This is a genomic window from Arthrobacter sp. BG5 (assembly GCF_056680155.1).
In genome coordinates this window covers 2,721,561-2,741,650 of the sequence record NZ_CM155268.1, presented here as the reverse complement: position 1 = coordinate 2,741,650, position 20,090 = coordinate 2,721,561, and the positions used below count along the sequence as shown (strand labels likewise).

General features: G+C 68.4%; 15 protein-coding genes and 1 tRNA gene. 9 read left to right on the top strand and 7 right to left on the bottom strand.

The window, feature by feature from the left end; translation table 11 throughout:
• Nucleotides 1–4: 4 nt before the first annotated feature.
• From AC1MBE_RS12680 to AC1MBE_RS12670, 3 genes are read right to left on the bottom strand one after another with little or no spacing between them, the layout of a single operon-like run.
• Entirely contained in the window at nucleotides 5–640 is a 636-nt protein-coding gene (locus tag AC1MBE_RS12680) for a LutC/YkgG family protein (protein ID WP_479778743.1), read from the bottom strand.
• Nucleotides 637–2,205, bottom strand: a complete 1,569-nt coding sequence (locus AC1MBE_RS12675; protein WP_479778741.1) for a LutB/LldF family L-lactate oxidation iron-sulfur protein — start codon at nucleotides 2,203–2,205, stop codon at nucleotides 637–639. The genes AC1MBE_RS12680 and AC1MBE_RS12675 overlap by 4 nt, the downstream gene beginning before the upstream one ends.
• Complete coding sequence (locus tag AC1MBE_RS12670) at nucleotides 2,202–3,005, bottom strand: (Fe-S)-binding protein (RefSeq protein ID WP_479778739.1); 804 nt, start codon at nucleotides 3,003–3,005, stop codon at nucleotides 2,202–2,204. Before AC1MBE_RS12670 ends, AC1MBE_RS12675 begins: the two co-directional genes overlap by 4 nt.
• A gap of 190 nt (nucleotides 3,006–3,195) precedes the next feature.
• Between AC1MBE_RS12670 and AC1MBE_RS12665 the strand changes: the two genes are divergently transcribed.
• The 5 genes from AC1MBE_RS12665 to AC1MBE_RS12645 all read left to right on the top strand — a co-directional run bounded on the left by AC1MBE_RS12665 (nucleotide 3,196) and on the right by AC1MBE_RS12645 (nucleotide 11,371).
• Complete coding sequence (locus AC1MBE_RS12665; protein ID WP_479778737.1) at nucleotides 3,196–4,941, top strand: L-lactate permease; 1,746 nt, start codon at nucleotides 3,196–3,198, stop codon at nucleotides 4,939–4,941.
• A gap of 70 nt (nucleotides 4,942–5,011) precedes the next feature.
• Nucleotides 5,012–5,764 (top strand): FadR/GntR family transcriptional regulator, encoded by a 753-nt coding sequence (locus AC1MBE_RS12660; RefSeq protein ID WP_479778735.1) that lies wholly within the window; start codon nucleotides 5,012–5,014, stop codon nucleotides 5,762–5,764.
• 30 nt (nucleotides 5,765–5,794) lie between these two features.
• On the top strand, nucleotides 5,795–8,653 hold the full coding sequence (locus AC1MBE_RS12655) for an FAD-binding and (Fe-S)-binding domain-containing protein (RefSeq protein ID WP_479778733.1): 2,859 nt from the start codon (nucleotides 5,795–5,797) through the stop codon (nucleotides 8,651–8,653).
• Between the two features lie 108 nt (nucleotides 8,654–8,761).
• Entirely contained in the window at nucleotides 8,762–9,304 is a 543-nt protein-coding gene (locus AC1MBE_RS12650) for a hypothetical protein (RefSeq protein ID WP_479778731.1), read from the top strand.
• Between the two features lie 396 nt (nucleotides 9,305–9,700).
• Nucleotides 9,701–11,371 (top strand): phosphodiester glycosidase family protein, encoded by a 1,671-nt coding sequence (locus tag AC1MBE_RS12645; protein ID WP_479778729.1) that lies wholly within the window; start codon nucleotides 9,701–9,703, stop codon nucleotides 11,369–11,371.
• A 358-nt stretch (nucleotides 11,372–11,729) separates the two neighbouring features.
• Here the strand turns inward: AC1MBE_RS12645 and AC1MBE_RS12640 are convergent.
• A tRNA-Thr gene (locus tag AC1MBE_RS12640) sits at nucleotides 11,730–11,803 on the bottom strand.
• Between the two features lie 158 nt (nucleotides 11,804–11,961).
• Nucleotides 11,962–12,852 carry a DsbA family protein gene (locus AC1MBE_RS12635; RefSeq protein WP_479778727.1) on the bottom strand — a complete coding sequence of 297 codons (891 nt, stop codon included), beginning with the start codon at nucleotides 12,850–12,852 and terminating at the stop codon, nucleotides 11,962–11,964.
• A gap of 308 nt (nucleotides 12,853–13,160) precedes the next feature.
• On the opposite strand from AC1MBE_RS12635, the gene AC1MBE_RS12630 reads away from it, so the two are divergent.
• Nucleotides 13,161–14,570 carry an alpha,alpha-trehalose-phosphate synthase (UDP-forming) gene (locus AC1MBE_RS12630; protein ID WP_346960099.1) on the top strand — a complete coding sequence of 470 codons (1,410 nt, stop codon included), beginning with the start codon at nucleotides 13,161–13,163 and terminating at the stop codon, nucleotides 14,568–14,570.
• On the top strand, nucleotides 14,560–15,369 hold the full coding sequence (gene otsB, locus AC1MBE_RS12625) for a trehalose-phosphatase (RefSeq protein WP_479778725.1): 810 nt from the start codon (nucleotides 14,560–14,562) through the stop codon (nucleotides 15,367–15,369). Before AC1MBE_RS12630 ends, otsB begins: the two co-directional genes overlap by 11 nt.
• A 4-nt stretch (nucleotides 15,370–15,373) precedes the next feature.
• On the opposite strand, the gene AC1MBE_RS12620 is transcribed toward otsB, so the two are convergent.
• The gene (locus AC1MBE_RS12620) at nucleotides 15,374–15,790 is read right to left on the bottom strand and encodes a VOC family protein (RefSeq protein ID WP_479778723.1); all 417 of its coding nucleotides are present in this window, start codon (nucleotides 15,788–15,790) and stop codon (nucleotides 15,374–15,376) included.
• Nucleotides 15,791–16,048: 258 nt separating this feature from the next.
• Between AC1MBE_RS12620 and AC1MBE_RS12615 the strand changes: the two genes are divergently transcribed.
• Together AC1MBE_RS12615 and AC1MBE_RS12610 are read left to right on the top strand one after the other, a co-directional pair.
• Nucleotides 16,049–17,131 carry an ABC transporter ATP-binding protein gene (locus AC1MBE_RS12615; RefSeq protein WP_479778722.1) on the top strand — a complete coding sequence of 361 codons (1,083 nt, stop codon included), beginning with the start codon at nucleotides 16,049–16,051 and terminating at the stop codon, nucleotides 17,129–17,131.
• A gap of 124 nt (nucleotides 17,132–17,255) precedes the next feature.
• A complete protein-coding gene (locus AC1MBE_RS12610) occupies nucleotides 17,256–18,668 on the top strand; it encodes a DUF4032 domain-containing protein (protein WP_479782597.1) in 1,413 nt (470 codons plus the stop codon).
• A gap of 36 nt (nucleotides 18,669–18,704) precedes the next feature.
• Here AC1MBE_RS12610 and AC1MBE_RS12605 read toward each other — a convergent pair whose 3' ends face one another.
• Nucleotides 18,705–20,075 carry an FAD-binding oxidoreductase gene (locus AC1MBE_RS12605; protein WP_479778720.1) on the bottom strand — a complete coding sequence of 457 codons (1,371 nt, stop codon included), beginning with the start codon at nucleotides 20,073–20,075 and terminating at the stop codon, nucleotides 18,705–18,707.
• Between the last annotated feature and the right edge of the window lie 15 nt (nucleotides 20,076–20,090).

The following is a 20,090-nucleotide window of genomic DNA, read 5'->3' as shown; positions in this document are numbered from 1 at the left end:
GCGGCTACCGGGCGATGATCACGTCGAGGGTGCGCGGGCCGTGGACCCCTTCGACGCGTTCGAGTTCGATGTCGCTGGTGGCGCTCGGTCCGCTGATCATGGTGAGCGGCCGGGTGCCGTCGATGCGCCGCAGCGCCTCCGGAAGGATGCCGGCGATGTCCGCGGCGTTCACGATGCAGATGTGGTGGTCCGGGACGAGGCTGATGGCGCGGCGGCCCTGGTTGGGACTGCCGTCCAGGATGATCGTCCCCGTTTCGGCGACGGCGACGGCGCTGCCGGTCACGACGGCGTCGACCCCGTCGAGGTCGGCAACGCTCAGCGGCGCCGACACGGAATCCACCCGGCGGCGGGCGCCGTCGGGGATGGAGCGCAGGCCGGCGGTCCAGCCGGCGTCGAGCCCGGCCGGCACGACGTAGCTGCGGGCGTCCGCGAGCAGCTCGGCAATCCGTTCCGGCACCTCGGCCGCGTCCACCACGCACACCCGGGCCTTGTAGTCGACCAGGCGGTCCACCAGCAGGTGGATCAGCGCATCCTGGTCCAGCTCCGATGATGTGCGGTACTCCCGCGGAATCTGCGGCGCTTGTGGGGCGTCCCGCAGCGCGGAGCGGATCCGGCCGAGGATATCTTCGCGTGCGCTCATGCTCCGTCTTCCTTCTCCTGGGCACTGACTTGGGCTTTGGCTTGGGCATCGTCGTGGGCTGGGGCCGGCGCTGAGGTGCCGCCGGTTTCCGGGCCGTGGTGCTCCTTGGCCCACCAGTCGCGGAAGGATTGCTGCGGGGGCGCCGGGATGTCGCGGCTTTGGGTCCAGCCGGCGGCGATGCCGGGGAGCTTGGTGATCTTTTGATCCGGGCCGGCCGCCAGGCGGCCCAGCGGAAGGCCCTTTTCGATCAGCCCGAGCCGCTTCCCGGAAGACAGCGCCCAGGATGCGGCCTTCATGCCAACGTCCATCTGGCTGGGCAGCTTCTTCTTTCCGCGCTTGCTGTCCACGTCGACGCTGCGCAGGTGCACCAGGATGTCCGGGATGTTGATTTTCACCGGGCAGGCGTCGTAGCAGGCACCGCACAGTGAGGAGGCGTACGGCAGGGAGCTGTTTTCCTCCGATTCGATGCCGGTCAGCAGCGGTGACAGGATGGCGCCGATCGGGCCGGGGTAGGTGGAGCCGTAGGCGTGGCCGCCGGTCCGCTCGTACACGGGGCAGACGTTCATGCAGGCGCTGCAGCGGATGCAGTGCAGCGCGGAGCGGCCCATCTCGTCCGCGAGCGCGGCGCTGCGTCCGTTGTCGAGCAGCACCAGGTGCACGTTTTGCGGCCCGTCGCCCTCGGTGACGCCGGTCCATAGCGAGGTGTAGGGGTTCATCCGTTCCCCGGTGGAGGAGCGCGGGAGCAGTTGCATGAACACTTCGAGGTCCTGCCAGCCCGGCAGCAGTTTTTCCACGCCCATCACGGTGATCAGGGTTTCCGGCAGGGTCAGGCACATCCGGCCGTTGCCTTCGGATTCGACGACGGCGAGGGTGCCGGAATCGGCGAGCGCGAAGTTGGCCCCGGACACGGCCACCTTGGCCGTCAGGAATTTGCGGCGCAGGTGCGCGCGGGCCGCCATGGCCAGCACTGCGGGGTTATCGGTCAGCTCCGGGTCCGCGCCGGGCATCTCGCGCAGGAAGATGTCGCGGATTTCGGTGCGGTTCTTGTGGATGGCGGGGACCAGGATGTGGCTGGGCTTGTCGTGGTCCAGCTGCACGATCAGCTCGGCCAGGTCCGTTTCAAACGCCGTGATCCCCTGCTCTTCGAGGTACTCGTTGAGCCCGATCTCCTGGGTGGCCATGGATTTGACCTTGACCACTTCGGTTTCGCCGGTGTCCCGGACCAGTCCCGCGACGATTTCATTGGCCTCGTCGGCGTCGCGCGCCCAGTGGATGACGCCGCCGCGGGCGGTGAAGTTCCGCTCGAACTGCTCGAGGAGTTCGGGCAGCCTGGCCATCACGGATTCCTTGATGGCGGACCCGGCGTCGCGCAGCTGTTCCCAGTCGGGCAGCTCGGAGACCACCTGGAGGCGCTTGTCGCGGATGGTGTGGGTGGCGTGGCCGAGGTTGGCGCGCAGCTGGGCGTTGCCCAGCTCGCGGTGCGCCGCCGTCGGGAACGATTCGGCGGCGTGCAGGTTGCCGGTGCCGAAGACGGGAAGGGAGGGCATGCCCAGGAAGGTGCTCATCGTGTTGCCTTTCCGGTGGCGACGCGTACCTCGCCGGTGACGGACGCCGGCGCGTCCGCGGTGCTGGCGAGGATTTCGGCCAGGTGCAGGGTGGTGACGTCGCTGCCCTGACGGGACAGGCCGCCGCCGATGTGCATCAGGCAAGAGGCGTCCCCGCCCGTGCACAGCGCGGCGCCGGTGGAGCGGACGTTGGCCGTCTTGTCCTCGAGCATGGCCGAGGAGACGTCGGCGTTTTTCATCGAGAAGGTGCCGCCGAAGCCGCAGCACTGGTCCGCTTCCGGCAGGTCGGCCAGCTCGAGTCCCTGGACGCTGCGCAGCAGCCGGGCCTGGCGGTCGCCGAGGCGGAGCAGGCGCATGCCGTGGCAGCTGGGGTGGTAAGTGACCCGGTGCGGGAAGTAGGAGCCCAGCTGGGCGCCGGCGTCGGTCACGCCCAGCACGTCCACCAGCAGCTCGGACAGCTCGTAGGTCCTGGCGCCGACGGCGGACGCCCTGGCCTCCAGCGCGGTGTCGCCGCAGGAGCGGGCCACCATCGGGTGCTGGTGCTTGACCGAGGCGACGCAGGACCCGGACGGTGCGACGGCGACGTCGTAGTCCTCGGTGTCGAAGGCGCGCACATGGTTGGCGACGACCGGGACGGCTTCCTTGAGGTAGCCGCTGTTGACGTGCATCTGCCCGCAGCAGGCCTGGCCGGACGGGAACACGACCTCGTGCCCCAGACGCTCCAGGATGCTCACGGTGGCCTGCGCGGTGCGCGGATACATCGCATCCACGATGCAGGTCGCGAACAAAGCGATTCTCATAACAGCCTTTCGAGGAACGCCGGTAGGTATGTGGTCTGACCATAGTAAAGCACGTGATGCCTGCCACTCCCAAGGCGGGCCGGGGCGTGAACCCGCTCACACGGCGATTGAGATCTGCGCTACACTCTAATGGTCCGACCACAGTGGTCTGACCAAAGCTTTCGTCGTCTCTCAACGCAGAGGAACTTCCGTGGACCACTTCACCCCCACCACCGACCCGGTGCTGAACAGTGTGGCCTGGTCGGCCATTGTCGGCCTGCTGCCGCTGCTCACCTTCTTCATCCTGCTGGCCGTCGTGAAGACCAAGGCCCATGTGGCCGGTGCCTTCGCCCTGCTGGTCGCCCTCGTGGTCGGCATCGCCGCCTTCCACATGCCGGCCGGCCTGGCGGTCCTTTCGGCAACCCAGGGCGGGGTCTTCGGCGCCTTCCCGGTGCTCTGGATCGTCGTGATGGCCGTCTGGCTGTACCAGGTGACCGTCCTCAGCGGCCGGTTCGAGGACCTGCGCCGCGTCTTCGACGTGATCGGCGGCGGCGACGTGCGCTTGCAGGCCGTCCTGGTGGCCTTCTGCTTCGGCGGCCTGCTCGAGGCCCTCGCCGGCTTCGGCGCCCCGGTGGCCATCACCGCCACCATGCTGCTGGCCCTGGGTCTGCCGCCGCTGCGCGCAGCCGCCGCCGTGCTGGTGGCCAACACCGCACCGGTCGCGTTCGGCGCGATGGCCATCCCGATCACCACTGCCGCCGGACTGACCGGCCTGCACGCGACGGACATCGCTTCCATCGTGGGCCGCCAGGCTCCCCTGCTGGCCACCTTCGTGCCGCTGATCCTGCTCTACATCATCGACGGCCGCCGCGGCCTGAAGGACTGCTGGCCCGCCGCGCTGGTGGTCGGCGGCTCCTTCGCCGTCGCCCAGTTCCTGTGCTCCAACTACTTCTCCTACGAACTCACCGACATCCTGGCCTCGCTGGTCGGCCTCGGCGCCGCCGTCGTGTTCTTCCGGATGTGGAAGCCGAAGGGCAGCGCGGCCGCCCGCGAGCGCCTTGGTGTTGCCGCTGACGCTGTTGCCGGCGGCAGCGCCGCCCGGAGCCGCGGCTCGCAGGTTGCGGGCACGGCCGGCGTTGTGACCGCCGAAAGGGCCACGGACGGCGGCCTCACCCCGACGCGCACCTGGCTGGCCCTCTTTCCGTACTTCCTCGTGATTGTGGTGTTCGGCATCGCCAAACTGTGGAAGCTCGGGATCGACCTGCCCGCGTTCCTTGCCTCCACGGACATCAAGATCCCCTGGCCGATCCTGCACGACGCCCTGGTCAACGCCGAGGGCAAGCCCGTCTCCTCCACCGTGTACTCGTTCCAGTGGCTGTCCAGCCCGGGCACGCTGCTGCTGATCACCGGGCTGCTGGTGGCGCTGGTGTACTCCAAGTACGACGACGGCGGCCGCTTCCGCCTCTCGGTCGGCGATGCGGTCCAGGAGATCGGACGCACCATTTTCAAGATGCGCTGGGCAGGACTGACCATCATCACGGTGCTGGCCCTGGCGTACGTCATGAACAACTCGGGCCAGACGGTCTCGATCGGCACCTGGCTGGCCGGCACCGGCAGCTTCTTCGCCTTCCTGTCGCCTGTGCTCGGCTGGCTGGGCACCGCCGTGACCGGCTCGGACACCTCCGCCAACGCGCTGTTCGCCAAGCTGCAGCAGACCGCGGGCGTGAAGGCCGGCATCGATCCGAACCTGCTGGTGGCCGCCAACACCTCCGGCGGTGTGGTGGGCAAGCTGATCAGTCCGCAGAACCTCGCCATCGCGGCGAGCGCGGTCAACCTTGACGGCCAGGAGTCGGTGATCCTGCGTAAGGTGGTCGGGTGGAGCGTGGCTCTGCTGCTGGTCCTGTGCACCCTCGCCTTCCTGCAGTCCACCCCCGTCCTGGGCTGGATGCTGCCTTAGCGGCCAGCCCCACGCCATCATGAGTGCGGGCCGCGCCGCGGCCCGCACTCCCGCCCGGAAGGAAAAGCCCGTGACAACCGCCGAAGCAGGAGCAGCCCCCCGCCGTCGTACCTATGACGCGCTCCTGCAGGACATCGAGGCCGATCTTCGCTCCGGCAAGATCAAGCTCGGCGACCGCCTGCCGGGCGAACGGTCCCTGGCGGAAAGCTACGGGATCTCCCGGGCCTCGGTCCGCGAAGCCATCCGGATCCTGGACGCGATGGGTGTGTTGCGCAGTTCCGTCGGCTCCGGGCCCACTTCCGGGGCCATCGTCATCTCGGATCCGTCCGCGGGCCTGTCCTCCGCCCTGCGCCTGCATGTGGCCAGCAACCGGCTGCCCGTCGAGGACATCGTGCAGACCCGCATCCTGCTCGAGACCTGGTCGGCCCAGGCCGGGGCTGCCCGCGGCGGCACGGAGGAAGAGCTGAAGCAGGCCGCCGCGCTGCTGGACGCCATGGACAACCCCGGACTTGACCGGGCCACTTTCCACGAACTCGATGCACGGTTCCATGTCGCGCTGAGCTCGCTCGCCGGGAACGCCGTCGTCGCCACGATGATGGAGTCGCTCAGCGGGTCCATTGTCGGCTACGTCAAGGGCGCCATGGACGCGATGGAGTCCTGGCCGGATGTCCTGTGCGAGCTGCGGAGCCAGCACCACGGCATCTTTGATGCCGTGGTGGCCCGCGACGGCGAGCGTGCGGCCCGCCTGCTGCGCGAACACATCGAGTGGTTCTACATCCGGGCGCAGGAAGCCACCCCGCCGCAAGCCCCTCCCACCCCGTAACACACTCCCCGAAAGACTCTGGAGCACCGCATGACCGCCACGGCTGCCGCCGCACCCCTGATCGACCAGCTGGACCTCGATACGGTCAGCACACGGGACCTGGACCGCCGGGCCATGGCGCACGACGCGTCCCACTACCTGCTGATCCCCCAGGGCGTCGCCACCCCGCGCAACGCCGACGACGTCGGGCTGCTGCTGCGCCGCAGCCGCGAGCTCAACCTGCCCGCCACGTTCCGTTCCGGCGGCACGAGCCTCTCCGGCCAGGCGCTTAGCGACAGCCTGCTTATCAACACCCGCCAGCATTTCCGCGGCATCGAGGTCCTCGACGGCGGCGCGCGCGTCCGCGTCCAGCCCGGCGCCACCATCCGCAGCGTCAACGCCCGCCTGGCCGCGTTCGGCCGCAAACTCGGCCCCGACCCGGCGAGTGAAATCGCCTGCACCGTGGGCGGCGTGATCGCGAACAACTCCTCCGGGATGGCCTGCGGCACGGAGTTCAACACCTACCGCACCCTGGAATCCATGGTCCTGGTGCTGCCCTCAGGCACGGTCATCGACACCGCCGACGCCGGCGCGGACGCGCGCCTGCGGGAGCTGGAACCGGACCTCCATGAGGGCCTGCTGCGGCTGCGCCGCCGGGTGGCCGGGAACGCGGAATCGGTGCGGACCATCACCTCGCTGTTCTCGATGAAGAACACGATGGGCTACGGGGTGAACTCGTTCCTGGACTACGAACGCGCCGTCGACATCCTGATGCACCTCATGATCGGCAGCGAAGGCACCCTCGGCTTCGTGGCGGAAGCGGTCTTCCGCACCGTGGAGGTCAAGCCCGCCGTCGCCACCGGGCTGCTGGTCTTTAACACGCTCGCCGCAGCCACGGCCGCCCTGCCCGAGCTGGTGGCCTCCGGCCTGGCGACCATCGAACTGATGGACGCCGCCGCGCTGAAGGTCGCGCAGCTCGCGGCCGACGCGCCCGCGGCCATTCGTTCGCTCCCGGTCGAGGGGCACACCGCGCTGCTGGTGGAACACCAGGGCGCCGACGCCGCGGAACTGGCCTTCCGACGGGAGAGTTCGCAGCCGCTCTTCGCGTCGCTGGACCTGGCCTCGCCGTTCGCGCTGACCACGGATCCGAAGGACCGCGCGGCACTCTGGCACGTACGCAAGGGCCTCTACACCACGGTGGCCGGTGCCCGCCCGTCGGGAACTAACGCGCTGCTGGAGGACATCGTGGTGCCGGTCCCGGCGCTGGCGGACACCTGCGGCGAACTGACCCGGCTTTTTGCCGAACACCGCTACGAGGAGTCGGTGATCTTTGGCCACGCGAAGGACGGCAACGTCCACTTCATGCTCAACGAGCGCTTCGACGACCCGGCCCAGCTGCTCCGCTACCAGGCGTTTACCGACGACATGGTGGACCTGGTCCTCGGTGCGGGCGGCTCGCTAAAGGCCGAGCACGGCACCGGGCGCATCATGGCCCCGTTCGTCCGCCGCCAGTACGGCGACGAGCTGTACGAAGTCATGCAGGAGATCAAACGGCTGATCGACCCGGCCAATCTCCTGAACCCGGGCGTGCTGCTCGCGGAGGAGCCGCTCTCCTACGTGCAGAACCTCAAGGTGGCGCCGACCGTGGAGGAAGAGGTGGACCGCTGCGTGGAGTGCGGCTACTGCGAGCCGGTCTGCCCGAGCAAAGACATCACCCTCACGCCCCGCCAGCGCATCGTGCTGCGGCGCGAGATGGCCGCGGCGGAACAGCGCGGCGACGACGCCCTGGCCGCCCGGCTGCGCAAGGACTACGAGTATGACGGCGTGCAGACCTGCGCGGCCGACGGCATGTGTGTCACCGCCTGCCCGGTGCTGATCAACACCGGGGACCTGGTGCGGCGGCTGCGGCAGGAAAACGCGAACGCCGTCGCGGAGGCCGGCTGGAGCGCCGCCGCGGACCGCTGGGGCGCCGTCACCGCCGGCGGCGGCCTGGCCCTGACCGTGGCGAAGGCGATGCCCGCGCCGCTGGCCAAGGCAGCGACCGCCGTCGGCCGGGCGGTGCTGGGCGCCGAGACCGTTCCCGCCTACGACGCCGTGCTGCCCGGCGGCGGCTCCAAGCGCCGGCCGCGCCGGGACCCGGACAGCGTCGCCGTGTTTTTCCCCGCCTGCATCGGCACCATGTTCGGCCCCGCGGATGCGGGCGGCAGTGCTGCGGGCGGTGGGGCTGCAGGCGGGCCCGCGAAAGGCTCGGCCCAGGCGTTCGTGGACCTCTGCGAGCGCGCCGGCGTCGGGCTGACCGTCCCGGAGGACATCGGCAGCCTGTGCTGCGGCACCCCGTGGAAATCCAAGGGCTTCGCGCAGGGCTACGCGGCGATGTCCGCCAAGGTCCTGGACGGGCTCTACGAGGCCAGCGGCCAGGGCCGGCTGCCGGTGGTGTGCGACGCCGCCTCCTGCACCGAAGGCCTGGAGACCATGAAGCGGCTCGCAGCCGAGGGCGGGGAACGGTACGCCGGGCTGCGGTTCGTGGACTCGGTGGAGTTTGTGCACCAGCACGTGCTCGGGCAGCTCACGGTGACGGCGCCGGTGGGGTCCATGGCCCTGCACCCCACCTGTTCTTCCACCCAGCTGGGCACCAACGGCGCGCTGATGGACATCGCCCGGACTGTCACGGAGGACGTGTTTGTGCCGCTGAACTGGGGCTGCTGCGCGTTCGCCGGGGACCGCGGCTTGCTGCACCCGGAACTGACCGACTCCGCCACGGACAAGCAGGCCCGGGAAATCAACGAGCGCGAATTCGACGCCTACGCCTCGACGAACCGCACCTGTGAACTGGGCATGTCCAAGGCCACCGGCCACTCCTACCGGCACCTGCTGGAGATCCTCGAAGAGGCCACGCGCCCGGAGGGGTAAGGGCGGCGCAAGCGGCCGGTTCGACGGTTCCGTGCACATTCGACGTTTCAAGGCGTCGGATGCGCAGGGAACCGTCGAAGTGGCGGAATGGGTTTGTAGACTCGGGGCATGTCACGTTCTGGGGGAACAAAGACCACCCGGGCTGCTCCAGCCCTCATTGGATCGCTGCTGCTGGCCGCAGGGCTGGGCGCCTGCACTTACGAGGGTCCGGGCGATCCGCAGCACACGGATGCGCAAAGCCACCGACCGGCGCCCACCGTTGCGGCGAAGGATCCTGATGTCCTGGCAGTGGAGGGGCGCAACTATGCGGAACTGGAGCGGCGCTTGGCCACAACGCCCGGTGAGGCGCTGCTGGCCGACTCAGGTCCCGCCGACGGCCCAAGTGTCGGATTCAGGAAAACCGCAACGGTAAAGATCGCCGGACAGCACACCGTAACGGCGGCCTGCATCGGCCTTCCGCATGCCCAGATCTACCTCTCGCAGGAGATCAAGGGCGGAAGCCAGTACACGGTCCTCGAGGTCGACTGCTCGCAGACCCAGACGCAGGTGGTTCAGCTGGCGGCAGGGCCCGTCGGCGTCCAGCTCACCCGCGTCCACCCGGACGGCGTCTGGACCGGTGCGGTCGCCGGGATCAGGATCACCGCTCCATGAAACTCGAGGGCTGTAATGTCACGGTTCTCCTGCTCCTGCTGGCGGCTGCAGCCGTTGTGGTGCACGGCGTGACCTTGCTTGTCGCGTGGGCCGTGCGGCGGCTCCGTCGGCGAAGCAACGGCGGCACCGGGGCACCGAGGCCCTGAGCCTTGCCGCCATGGCCGCCATGGCCGCCAGCAGCCTCCGCACCTCAATCTGGCCCGCCCAAGGACCCGTTTCGACGGTTCCCTGCCCACTAGGTGTTTAGAAGCAACGAGTGGGCACGGAACCGTCGAAATGGGGGCGAGAAGGTCGCCACAGGCAGGCGTGAGCGTGCCGTGAACAGCTCGCGAAGTGGCGGTGAACTGCGGCATGTCGGTTGTGGGTGGCTTCTCGGCTTCTCATAGCGTCGGGTGCATGATCACACCCCATCATCGTTTCCGCAGGGCCGCCATCACCGCCCTGGCCGTCACGCTCCCGGTTGCCTTCCTTGCCCCCGCCGGCGCATCCTCTGCCGCGCCGGGCACCGCGCACCAGGCCGCGGCCGTCGCCCGGGACCCGTCCGCCAAGCTCGACCTGGGTGCTCCCGGCCGGCCGGAGACCCGCACCGTGACCACCCTGGCCCCCGGCCTCACCCGGACGTCCATCACCCGCGGCACCCCCAACCAGGACTTCTTCTGGACCGCTGAGGTCGCCGTTCCTTCTACGTCCCCGGATCCGGACGCTCCTGCTTCGGCGCTGTCGACGCAGTCGCAGGCCCAGGTGGTCGCCGACAAGCTCAACGCGGTCGGTGTGGTCGCCCGCGTCGAGCACGTCCAGTCCCCGAAGCTCGCAGATGCCGGCGGGGACCTCGGCTACCGGGTACGCGCCGGGAACTTCACGGCCAAGGCAGACGGTTCCGCCACTGTCGCGCAGATCCAGGCGGCCGGCTACAAGTCCTCGGTGATCTACACCGGCTGGGACGGCGACGAAGGCACCAGCGAGGACGACCGCGGACCCTGGAAGCTGGAGGTCCTCACCATCGACCCGAAGCAATTCCGCGGCGACCTGACCTCCTCCTTCGGACCCGACCTCGAGACCCGGGAAACGACCAGCAAGCTCGCGGCCGCATCGGGCGCTCTGGCGGGGACCAATGGCGGCTTCTTTGTCATGGATCCGGCCGCCGGAGCCGAAGGCGATCCCGCGGGAGCGGCAGTGCAGGACGGCAAAATTCTCAGCGAACCCGTCGGAGACCGCCCCTCTCTGGTCATCGGGGCTAAGAACACCACCTCGGTCCAGCGGCTGCATTGGCGCGGCACTGTAGGTACCCCCGGCAACCCCGCGGCCCTTGCCCTGGACGGCCTGAACCGCGTGCCGGGTCTCATCCGCAACTGCGGCGGCACCGACGACACCCCGACGAACCTGCCGCTGCACGATTTCACCTGCACCGACGCGGACGAGATCGTGGCCTTCACCCCCGAGTTCGGCACCTCCACGCCGTCCGGTGCCGGCCTCGAAGCCGTCGTAGACGCCCACGGCACGGTCACGGCCCTCCACCACACGCGTGGCACCAGAGTCCCGGCCGGCGGTCACACGCTACAGGCGATCGGAGCGGACGTGGACAAGCTCTCCGCGCTGGCCAAGCCCGGCGCGAAGCTGAAGATCGGTACGGACCTCCTCAACGAAAGCGGGAGGGCGCTGAAGGTTGGCACCACCACCGATGTCGTCAACGGCGGCCCCACTCTGGTCCAGAACGGTGAACTCAGCGTGACCGCCAAGCGCGACGGAATGGTCCGCACCGGCGACAACAACTCTTTCTTCTACGGCTGGGTACACAAGCGCAACCCCCGCACCTTCGCCGGCGTTGACGCCCAAGGCCGCACCATGATCGTCACCGCCGACGGTCGCCAGACGACGTCCCTCGGGCTGAGCATCAAGGAGTCCGCCGACGTCGCGCTTTCACTGGGCATGGTCAACGCGATCAATCTGGACGGCGGCGGCTCGACCACCATGGTCCAGGGCGGTCAGGTCCTGAACTCGCCCTCCGACTCGACCGGTGAACGCCCGGTGGGAGACGCACTCCTCGTTCTGCCCGGCCGCAAGAACTAGGCCGGTCAAACCCCGCCCAAGGCCCTCGGGGCCGTGGGCGGGGTTTTCTTCTTTGGGCCGGGAGCCGTACCGCTGTCGGCGTCGAGCAGTTGGCCGACTGCATGGCCGCGGCCATGGGCGGCGACGTCCGGCGCAGCGGCTACGGCACCACGAACTGCAGCGGAATCCGGGACGGCGCCGCCAGGAAGATCCCCGCCGGACAGGCCGCACCGAGGGCCCGTTTCGACGGTTCCCTGCGCACACGGTGTTTAGAAGCAGCGAGCGGGCAGGGAACCGTCGAAACGGCGCCGCAGGCAGGCCCCGGGCACGCGAAAACCCCTCCGTCCCGGGCAAAATCGCCGGAACGGAGGGGTTGGTGGGCCCCCTGTCGGATTCGAACCGACGACCCCCGCTTTACAAGAGCGGTGCTCTGGCCAACTGAGCTAAGGAGGCAATCCGCCGTCGTCGCCTGACGGAAAATCCGGCCCGGCGCTAACTGCTAGATAAGGGTAGCCCACGGACGCCCGCCGGTAAAAAATGCCGCAAGCGGCGAAAACAAAGCAGCCCGGCCCCGGACGAATCCGGGGCCGGGCTGCTGCTTCGCGCGGTGGTTACTTCTTGGCGTCGACCGCAGCCTGCAGGAACTGCTCGAACGGGGTCTGGGCGCTGGCACCCTTGCCCCACTGCTTGCCCTCGACGAAGACGGTCGGCGTTCCGGTAACACCGATGGCCGCCGCCTCCTGGGTGGTGTACTTCACGTACGGGCGGTAGGTCTTGTCATCGACGCACTTGTCGATGCTCTTGGCCCCGACGTCGGTTGCCATCGTCTTTAGCTCCGAGTCGGACAGGCCGGCGCCGCCCTCGGCCGGCTGCTTCGCGAAGAGTTCGTCGACGAAGGCGGAGTACTTCTCCGGGGATTCGTTCACAACGCAGGCCGCGGCGTTGGCCGCGCGCGAGGAGTAGTTGGTGCTGGAGCGGCTGTCCAGGAAGCCCAGCGGACGGTACTCGACCGTAATCTTGCCCTCGTTGCGCAGCTTGGTGAGGGTCTCGTTGTACTGGGCCTCGAAGTTCTTGCAGACCGGGCAGATGAAGTCGATGTAGAGAACCACCTTCACCGGCTTCCCGGCCACAGCCTCCGCCCCGGGCGCCTTGACCTCGGCAGGCGGGGTGGCAGCGGGCGACGGCAGGTCCGCGACGTTCACGGTGGCCGGGTCCGTCTTCGCCACCTCGGTGTTGGCCAGCAGGGTGACGCCGCCGTGGACGTTGCCGTTCGCCGGGGTCGGGCCCGAGTCGGCCACCGGGGCGTTGTTCTTGATGTTCGAGGTGACCACCAGGGCAATAATCACGACGATGGCGACGACGGCGGCGACAATGCCCCAGCCGATGAGCAGCTTGTTCCGCTTTTCCTTCTTTAGCTGCGCCTCGCGGATCTCACGGGCTTTCTCGCGGGCCGCGGCGGTGCGCTCCGCTTTGGACTGACGGGGTTCGTTTGCGGCGCTCATTAGTTCCTCGTGTCGATCGGCCATGGATGCTCCACTGGGTGGCAACTTCATCATTTTAGGGGAGAAACCTGAGGAGCTTGCGCTTTCAAGTTTCCTTCCGTGTGCCCAACGGACGAATAGCACAGAAGATTCCGCCCGGCTAGGGTGGATGAGAGCCACAAGCGACCCAGGGGGCACCAATGCAAGCAACGGACCACGCCGAGCAGCGCGCCGAGCACCATACTGCGCAGACAGCCGGGAAGCAGGATGCCGCGTCCGCGACGGACAAGCACCCGGACGCCTCCGAGGCGGCTGCGAGCTTCGACTTTATGGTGGTGTCCAACCGCATGCCGGTGGACCGGTGCTCCCCGGATGAGCCCGGCTGCGAGGACGGCTGGCGCCGCTCCCCCGGCGGCCTAGTGACGGCGCTGGCCCCCATGATGACCAAGACCGACGGCGCCTGGGTGGGCTGGCACGGCGCCCCCGACGAGCACCTTGAGCCGTTCAGCCACGGCGGCATCGACCTCATCCCGGTCCAGCTCAGCACCCGCGATGTCGAGCTCTACTACGAGGGCTTCTCCAACGCCACACTCTGGCCGCTCTACCACGACGTGATCGCGCCGCCGGAGTTCCACCGCGCCTGGTGGGACACCTACCGGAAGGTCAACAAGCGGTTCGCCGACGCCGTCGTCCGCCACGCCGCCCAGGGCGCCACGGTCTGGGTGCAGGACTACCAGCTCCAGCTGGTTCCGAGAATGCTCCGCGAGGCGCGCCCGGACCTCAAGATCGGCTTCTTCAACCACATCCCGTTCCCGCCGCCGGAGATTTTCGCGCAGCTGCCGTGGCGCCGCGCGATCATCGACGGCCTGCTGGGGGCGGACCTGGTGGGCTTCCAGCGCAGCAGCGACGCCGGGAACTTCATGCGCTCAGCCCGCCGCTTCCTCGGCGCCAGCGTCAAACAGCAGCAGGTGCACGTCAAGGGTGCCGACGGCGAAACCACCCACATTGCCCGTGCCCAGGCTTTCCCGATCTCCATCGACGTCAAGCAGATCAGCGAACTGGCGCGCAAACCGGAGATCATCGAGCGGGCCAAGCAGATCCGCCGGGACCTCGGCAACCCCAAGACCATCCTGCTGGGCGTGGACCGACTGGACTACACCAAGGGCATCCGGCACCGTCTCAAGGCCTACGAGGAGCTGCTGCAGGACGGCAAGGTCACGGTGGAGGACGCCTCCCTGATCCAGGTGGCCAGCCCCAGCCGCGAGCGCGTCGAACAGTACCGGCTGCTGCGCGAGGAGGTCGAAGGCACCGTCGGGCACATCAACGGCACCTACGACACCATGCAGAACACCGCCGTCCGCTACCTGCACCACAGCTACCCGATCGAGGAAATGGTGGCCCTCTACCTGGCCGCCGACGTTATGCTCGTCACCGCCCTGCGCGACGGCATGAACCTGGTGGCCAAGGAATACGTCACGGCCCGGACGAACAACGACGGCGCCCTGGTGCTCAGCGAATTCGCCGGCGCCGCGGACCAGCTCAAGCAGGCGCTCCTGATGAACCCGCACGACATCGACGGCCTCAAGGACACCATCATGCGGGCCGTCAACATGCAGCCCGCCGAGGCCGCCCGCCGGATGCGCGCCATGCGCAAGCAGATCCTCACCCACGACGTCGACCTCTGGTCCGCTGACTTCCTCAGCGCGCTGCAGGAAAAGGTGGTCCGCGATGACTCCTGAGCCCGACCCCACCATCCGGCTCTCGCTGTCCCCGGAACTGCTGGCGGCCGTGCACCGCGTCGCCGGCACGGACCAACTGCTGGTGGCGATGGATTTCGACGGCACCATGGCCCCGCTGGTGGACCACGCGGCGGACTCCCGCGCCCTGCCCCGCTCGGCCGCGGCCTTCGCCGCCCTCGCGGAACTTCCGCGGACGACGACGGCGCTCATCTCCGGCCGGGCCCTGGACAGCCTCCGGGCGGTCGCCTCGCCGCCGGAGAAGACCCTGCTGATCGGCAGCCACGGTGCGGAGATCTGGATGGGCCCCGGTTCCGCCGAGCTCGTCCTGGAAGACGCCCAGCGGGAACTGCTCGCCGACGTCCGGCGGATCCTGGCCGAGATCGTGGACGTTGCCCCCGGCACGCTGCTTGAGGACAAGCCGGCCGGCGTCGTACTGCACACCCGGCTGGCCGCCGACGACGTCGCCGAGGATGCCGTGGCGGCGGCCAAAGCCGCCCTGCAGGACCGCCCGGGGGTCTTCCTCAAGACCGGAAACCGCGTGCTGGAAACCGCCGTCGTCCACGCCTCCAAGGGCGAGGGCGTCTCCTTCCTCCGCCAGGCGACCGGGGCCACCGCGGTTGTGTTCGCGGGCGATGACACCACCGACGAGGACGCCCTGGGCAGCCTCCTCCGCGGGGACGTGGGCGTCAAGGTGGGGCTGGACTTTACCCAGGCCGAGTTCCGGGTGGAGGCGCCGGTGCATGTCTCCGAACTGCTGGAGGCGCTGCTGCGCGAACGGACGAAGGCCGTCGGGAGCTAAAGAGCTACACCTCGCCGGGCGAAGCGTCGGGTTCGTAGCCGATCAGCCAGTGCAGTCCGTGCCGGTCGATGACCTGTCCGTCCGACGCGCCCCACGGCTTCGGCGCAAGGGGGTCCACCACCCGTCCGCCGACAGCGAGTTTGTCGAACCAGTCGTGCAGCACCGCAGGCTCGGCAGTGCCCAGCAACGAGAGCATGACGCCCTCCAGCCGGACAGTCTTCTCTCCCGGTGCCGCATCAGATCCCGCCAAACCGACTGCGCCGTTCAGCTGTCCGTGGGCAATGGCGTCCGGCGGGCCGTCGCTGCGATTGAACTCCTCGTACGTGAACAAGGCGAGCTCGCCGCCGAAAACCTCGGAGTAGAAGCCGAGAGCTTCACGCGCCGTGCCTGGGAAACTGACATAGATCTGGAGGGCCGTCATACGGACAGCGTATACACCCGCTTCCGGCGCCACGTGACGGAACCCACCTATGACATCCGTAACTTTTTCACCCTAAAACCAAAAATCTGACATACTCTGTATGTGATGTGGCGCACAACTACCGTGCGGCGTCATTGGATGCTCCTCGGCTTCGGCCGGGGAGCATGCGCATCCACCTCCGGATGCCACAACTGAATACGAAGAACCATTCACTACGGATCGTCCGGCACGTACCTGCCGGTGAAGGGATTGATAACTGTGGCTACAGTTACTTTTGATAACGCTACGCGTCTGTACCCGGGCACAGAGAAGCCCGCTGTTGACAAGCTCAACATTGAAATCGCCGACGGCGAGTTCCTGGTCCTCGTTGGACCCTCCGGCTGTGGAAAGTCCACCTCCCTGCGCATGCTTGCAGGTCTTGAGGACGTGAACTCCGGCCGGATTCTGATCGGCGACCGCGACGTCACCGACATGCCGCCCAAGGACCGCGACATCGCGATGGTGTTCCAGAACTACGCCCTGTACCCGCACATGACCGTCGCGGACAACATGGGCTTCGCGCTGAAGATCGCCGGCGTCAGCAAGGAAGAACGCGCCGAGCGTGTCCGTGAAGCCGCCAAGCTCCTGGACCTCGAGCCGTACCTGGACCGCAAGCCGAAGGCGCTCTCCGGCGGCCAGCGCCAGCGCGTCGCCATGGGCCGCGCAATCGTGCGTAACCCGCAGGTGTTCCTGATGGACGAGCCGCTGTCCAACCTCGATGCCAAGCTCCGCGTGCAGACCCGCACGCAGATCGCGTCGCTGACCCGCCGCCTCGGCGTCACCACGGTCTACGTCACCCACGACCAGGTCGAGGCCATGACCATGGGCGACCGCGTCGCGGTCCTCAAGGACGGCCTGCTGATGCAGGTTGACACCCCGCGCAACCTCTACGACAAGCCGAAAAACGTGTTCGTCGCCGGCTTCATCGGCTCACCGGCCATGAACCTGCTCGAACTTCCCGTCGTCGACGGCGGCGTGCAGTTCGGCGGCACCGTTTACCCGGTCCCGCGCGATGTCCTTGAGGTCGCTTCCGGCTCCACCGTCACCCTGGGCAGCCGTCCGGAAGACCTTGAGACCGCGCCGCAGGGCGAGGGCCTCCAGGTGGAGGTCGACGTCGTCGAAGAACTCGGCGCCGACGCCTACGTCTACGGCCACACCACGCTGGACGGCAAGGACCACGACATCGTGGCCCGCGTCGACGGCCGCCGCCCCCCGATGAAGGGCGAGACCGTCTGGGTCCGCCCGCAGTCGGGCCACGTGCACCTGTTCGACACCAAGACCGGCCTGCGCCTCGGCGACTGAGGTTCGAGCTTCGAGACCGACGGCGGTCCTCCTCCGGGAGGGCCGCCGCCGGCCGTTAACCGGCAGATTTTAGGCGGGGCCCGCCCTCGTACGGGAGAATTGCATTATGACCGAGGAAAACCGCATGACCGAGGACAACGGCGCCCAGTGGCACGACGAACCCACTGACTACGGGCAAATCGGCAAACTGCCTCGGTACGTGGCTGCCAGCGCCAACGACGACAAGGGCGTCTCCAGTTCGCTGAGCATCACGGCTGCCGCCACCGAGCCCGAACTGCTGGACCTGCCCTGGCACATCGCCCTGGAGGACTGGCCGGCGGAATACCTCGCGGCCCTCCCCCGCGGCATCTCCCGTCACATCGTGCGCTTCGCCCACCTCGGCGGTTCCGTGATCGCCATCAAGGAAACCTCCGAGCACATTGCCCGGCACGAGTACCACATGCTCCGCAAGCTCGCCCGGCTGGACGTGCCCTGCGTTGAGCCGGTGGCGGTCATCACCGGCCGGACCACCCCGGAGGGCCGGCCGCTGAACCCCGTGCTGGTCACCCGGCACCTGAAGTTCTCCATGCCCTACCGCGCCCTGTTTTCCCAGATGCTGCGCAAGGACACCCTGACCCGCCTGATCGACGCCCAGGCCCTGCTCCTGGTCCGGCTGCACCTGATCGGCTTCTACTGGGGTGACGTCTCGCTCTCCAACACGCTGTTCCGGCGCGACGCCGGGGCCTTCGCCGCCTATCTCGTGGACGCCGAAACCGGTGAACTGTACCCGGACCTGTCCACCGGCCAGCGCGAGTACGACCTGGAGATCGCCCGGGTCAACATCGCCGGCGAACTGATGGACCTGCTCGACGGCGGGCTGATCGAGGAGAAGGTGGACCCGGTCGCCACCAGCGAACTCATCATGGAGAGCTACCGGCGGCTCTGGACCGAGCTGACCGAGAAGGAGTCCTTCGAGATTGGCGAGCGCTGGCGCGTGGCCGCCCGCATCCGGCGGCTCAACGAACTCGGCTTCGACGTCGAGGAATACGCCATCAAGACGACGCAGAACGGCTCCACGATCCAGCTTCAGCCCAAGGTGGTGGATGCCGGGCACCACCAGCGCCGGCTGTTGCGCCTGACCGGGCTGGATGCGCAGGAAAACCAGGCCCGGCGGCTACTGAACGACATGGATTCCTTCCGGGCGGACAACAACCCGGGCATGGACGAGGAATACAGCGCACACCTGTGGGTGAGCCAGATTTTCGAACCGATTGTCCGGTCGATCCCGCGGGACCTGTCCGGCAAGCTCGAGCCCGCGGAGGCCGTGCACGAGATCCTGGAGCACCGCTGGTACATGTCCGAGAAGGAGAACCGGCACATTCCGCTGGCCGAGGCCGTGCAGTCCTACATCGACTCCGAACTCCGGCACCGCCGGGACGAGGCCGCGATCATGCTCAATCCGGACACCGAACTGCTCAAGATCCTCGAGGTCGAGACCGAGGAGTCCCGCTACGGCAAGGACGAGTCGGACGAGGAATACCCGGACTCAGACGACTAGTCCCCCAGGCACCCGCCGCCTTCCAGCACAGGCGCGCTAAATCGCCTTGCCCGGGTTCAGGATCCCGGCCGGGTCGAAGAGTTCCTTGATCCGGCGCTGCAGCTCGCGCACCGGTTCCTTCTGCTCCAGGCCCAGCCAGCGCAGCTTGTACTGGCCGACGCCGTGCTCCCCCGTGATGGTGCCGCCCATCGCAAGCGCCACGGTGACCGAATTGTCCAGGGCGGCGCCCAGCCGTTCCATGGCCGCGGCGTCCACGGCGTCGTCGGCCCGGTCCACCCAGAAGGTGGGGTGCAGGTTGCCGTCACCGGCGTGCGCCACCACTTTGAGCTTGACCTGGTGTTTGACGGCAATCGCCTCCAGCTCCGCGACGTAGTCCACCAGCCGGGACCGCGGCACGGCGACATCCTCGCCCACCCGGTATTCGTCGTCGACTTCCACGCCCCGGCTGTTGCGGCGGAGCTCCACGAGCTGTTCGGCCTCGGCGTTGGCCTCCATTGTCACCACGGCGCCGTCGGCGGCCAGCAGCGGCCGGATCGCGGCAGCCTCCGCCGCGGCGCCGAAGCCGTCGGTCTGGATCAGCAGCAGGGAGGCGCCCCGCGAGGCCAGGTCCGAGCCGTGGGCGCCGTCGAGCTGGGCGAGCGAACCGCCGTCGAGCAGTTCCATGATGGCCGGCTGCACGCGCGCCTTGCCCACCGCGAGGACACCGGCCGCGGCGCTGCGGAAGTCGGGGTAGAACGCGGCGATGGTGTGGACCTCCCGGGGCAGGTACTTCAGCCGCACCGTTATCCCGACGACGATCCCGAGGGTCCCCTCGGAGCCCACGAACAGTCCGGTGAGGTCGTAGCCGGCCACGCCCTTGAAGGTCTGGTGTCCGGTGTGGATGAGGGTGCCGTCGGCGAGGACGACGTCGAGCGCCAGCACGGAGTCGCGGGTGACCCCGTACTTCGCGCACCGCAGGCCGCCGGCGTTGGTGGCGACGTTGCCGCCGATGGTGGAGACCCTATAGCTGGCGGGGTCCGGGGCGTACATCAGGCCGTGCACGGCGGCGGCGGCGTTGAGCTCGGCGTTGATGACGCCGGGTTCGACGACGGCGGTTTCATCGTCCGCGTTGAGGTCCAGGATGCGGTTCATCCGTTCGAGGCTGAGCACCACGCAGTTTTCGCTGGCGTGTGCGCCGCCGGAGACACCGGTGCCCGCGCCGCGGGCCACCAGCGGGATCCGGCCGGAGGCGCAGGCCCGCACCACTGCCTGGACGTCCGCCACGGATTCAGCGAGGACCACCGCCTGCGGGAGCTGGTAATCCAGCACCGGCGCCTGGTCCACGGCGTAGGCGGCCAGGGTTGCCTCATCCACGGCGACTTTCCCGCTGCCCAGGGCGGAAGTCAGCTCCTCAACAATGCTGCGCATGCGCTCTCCAGTTCT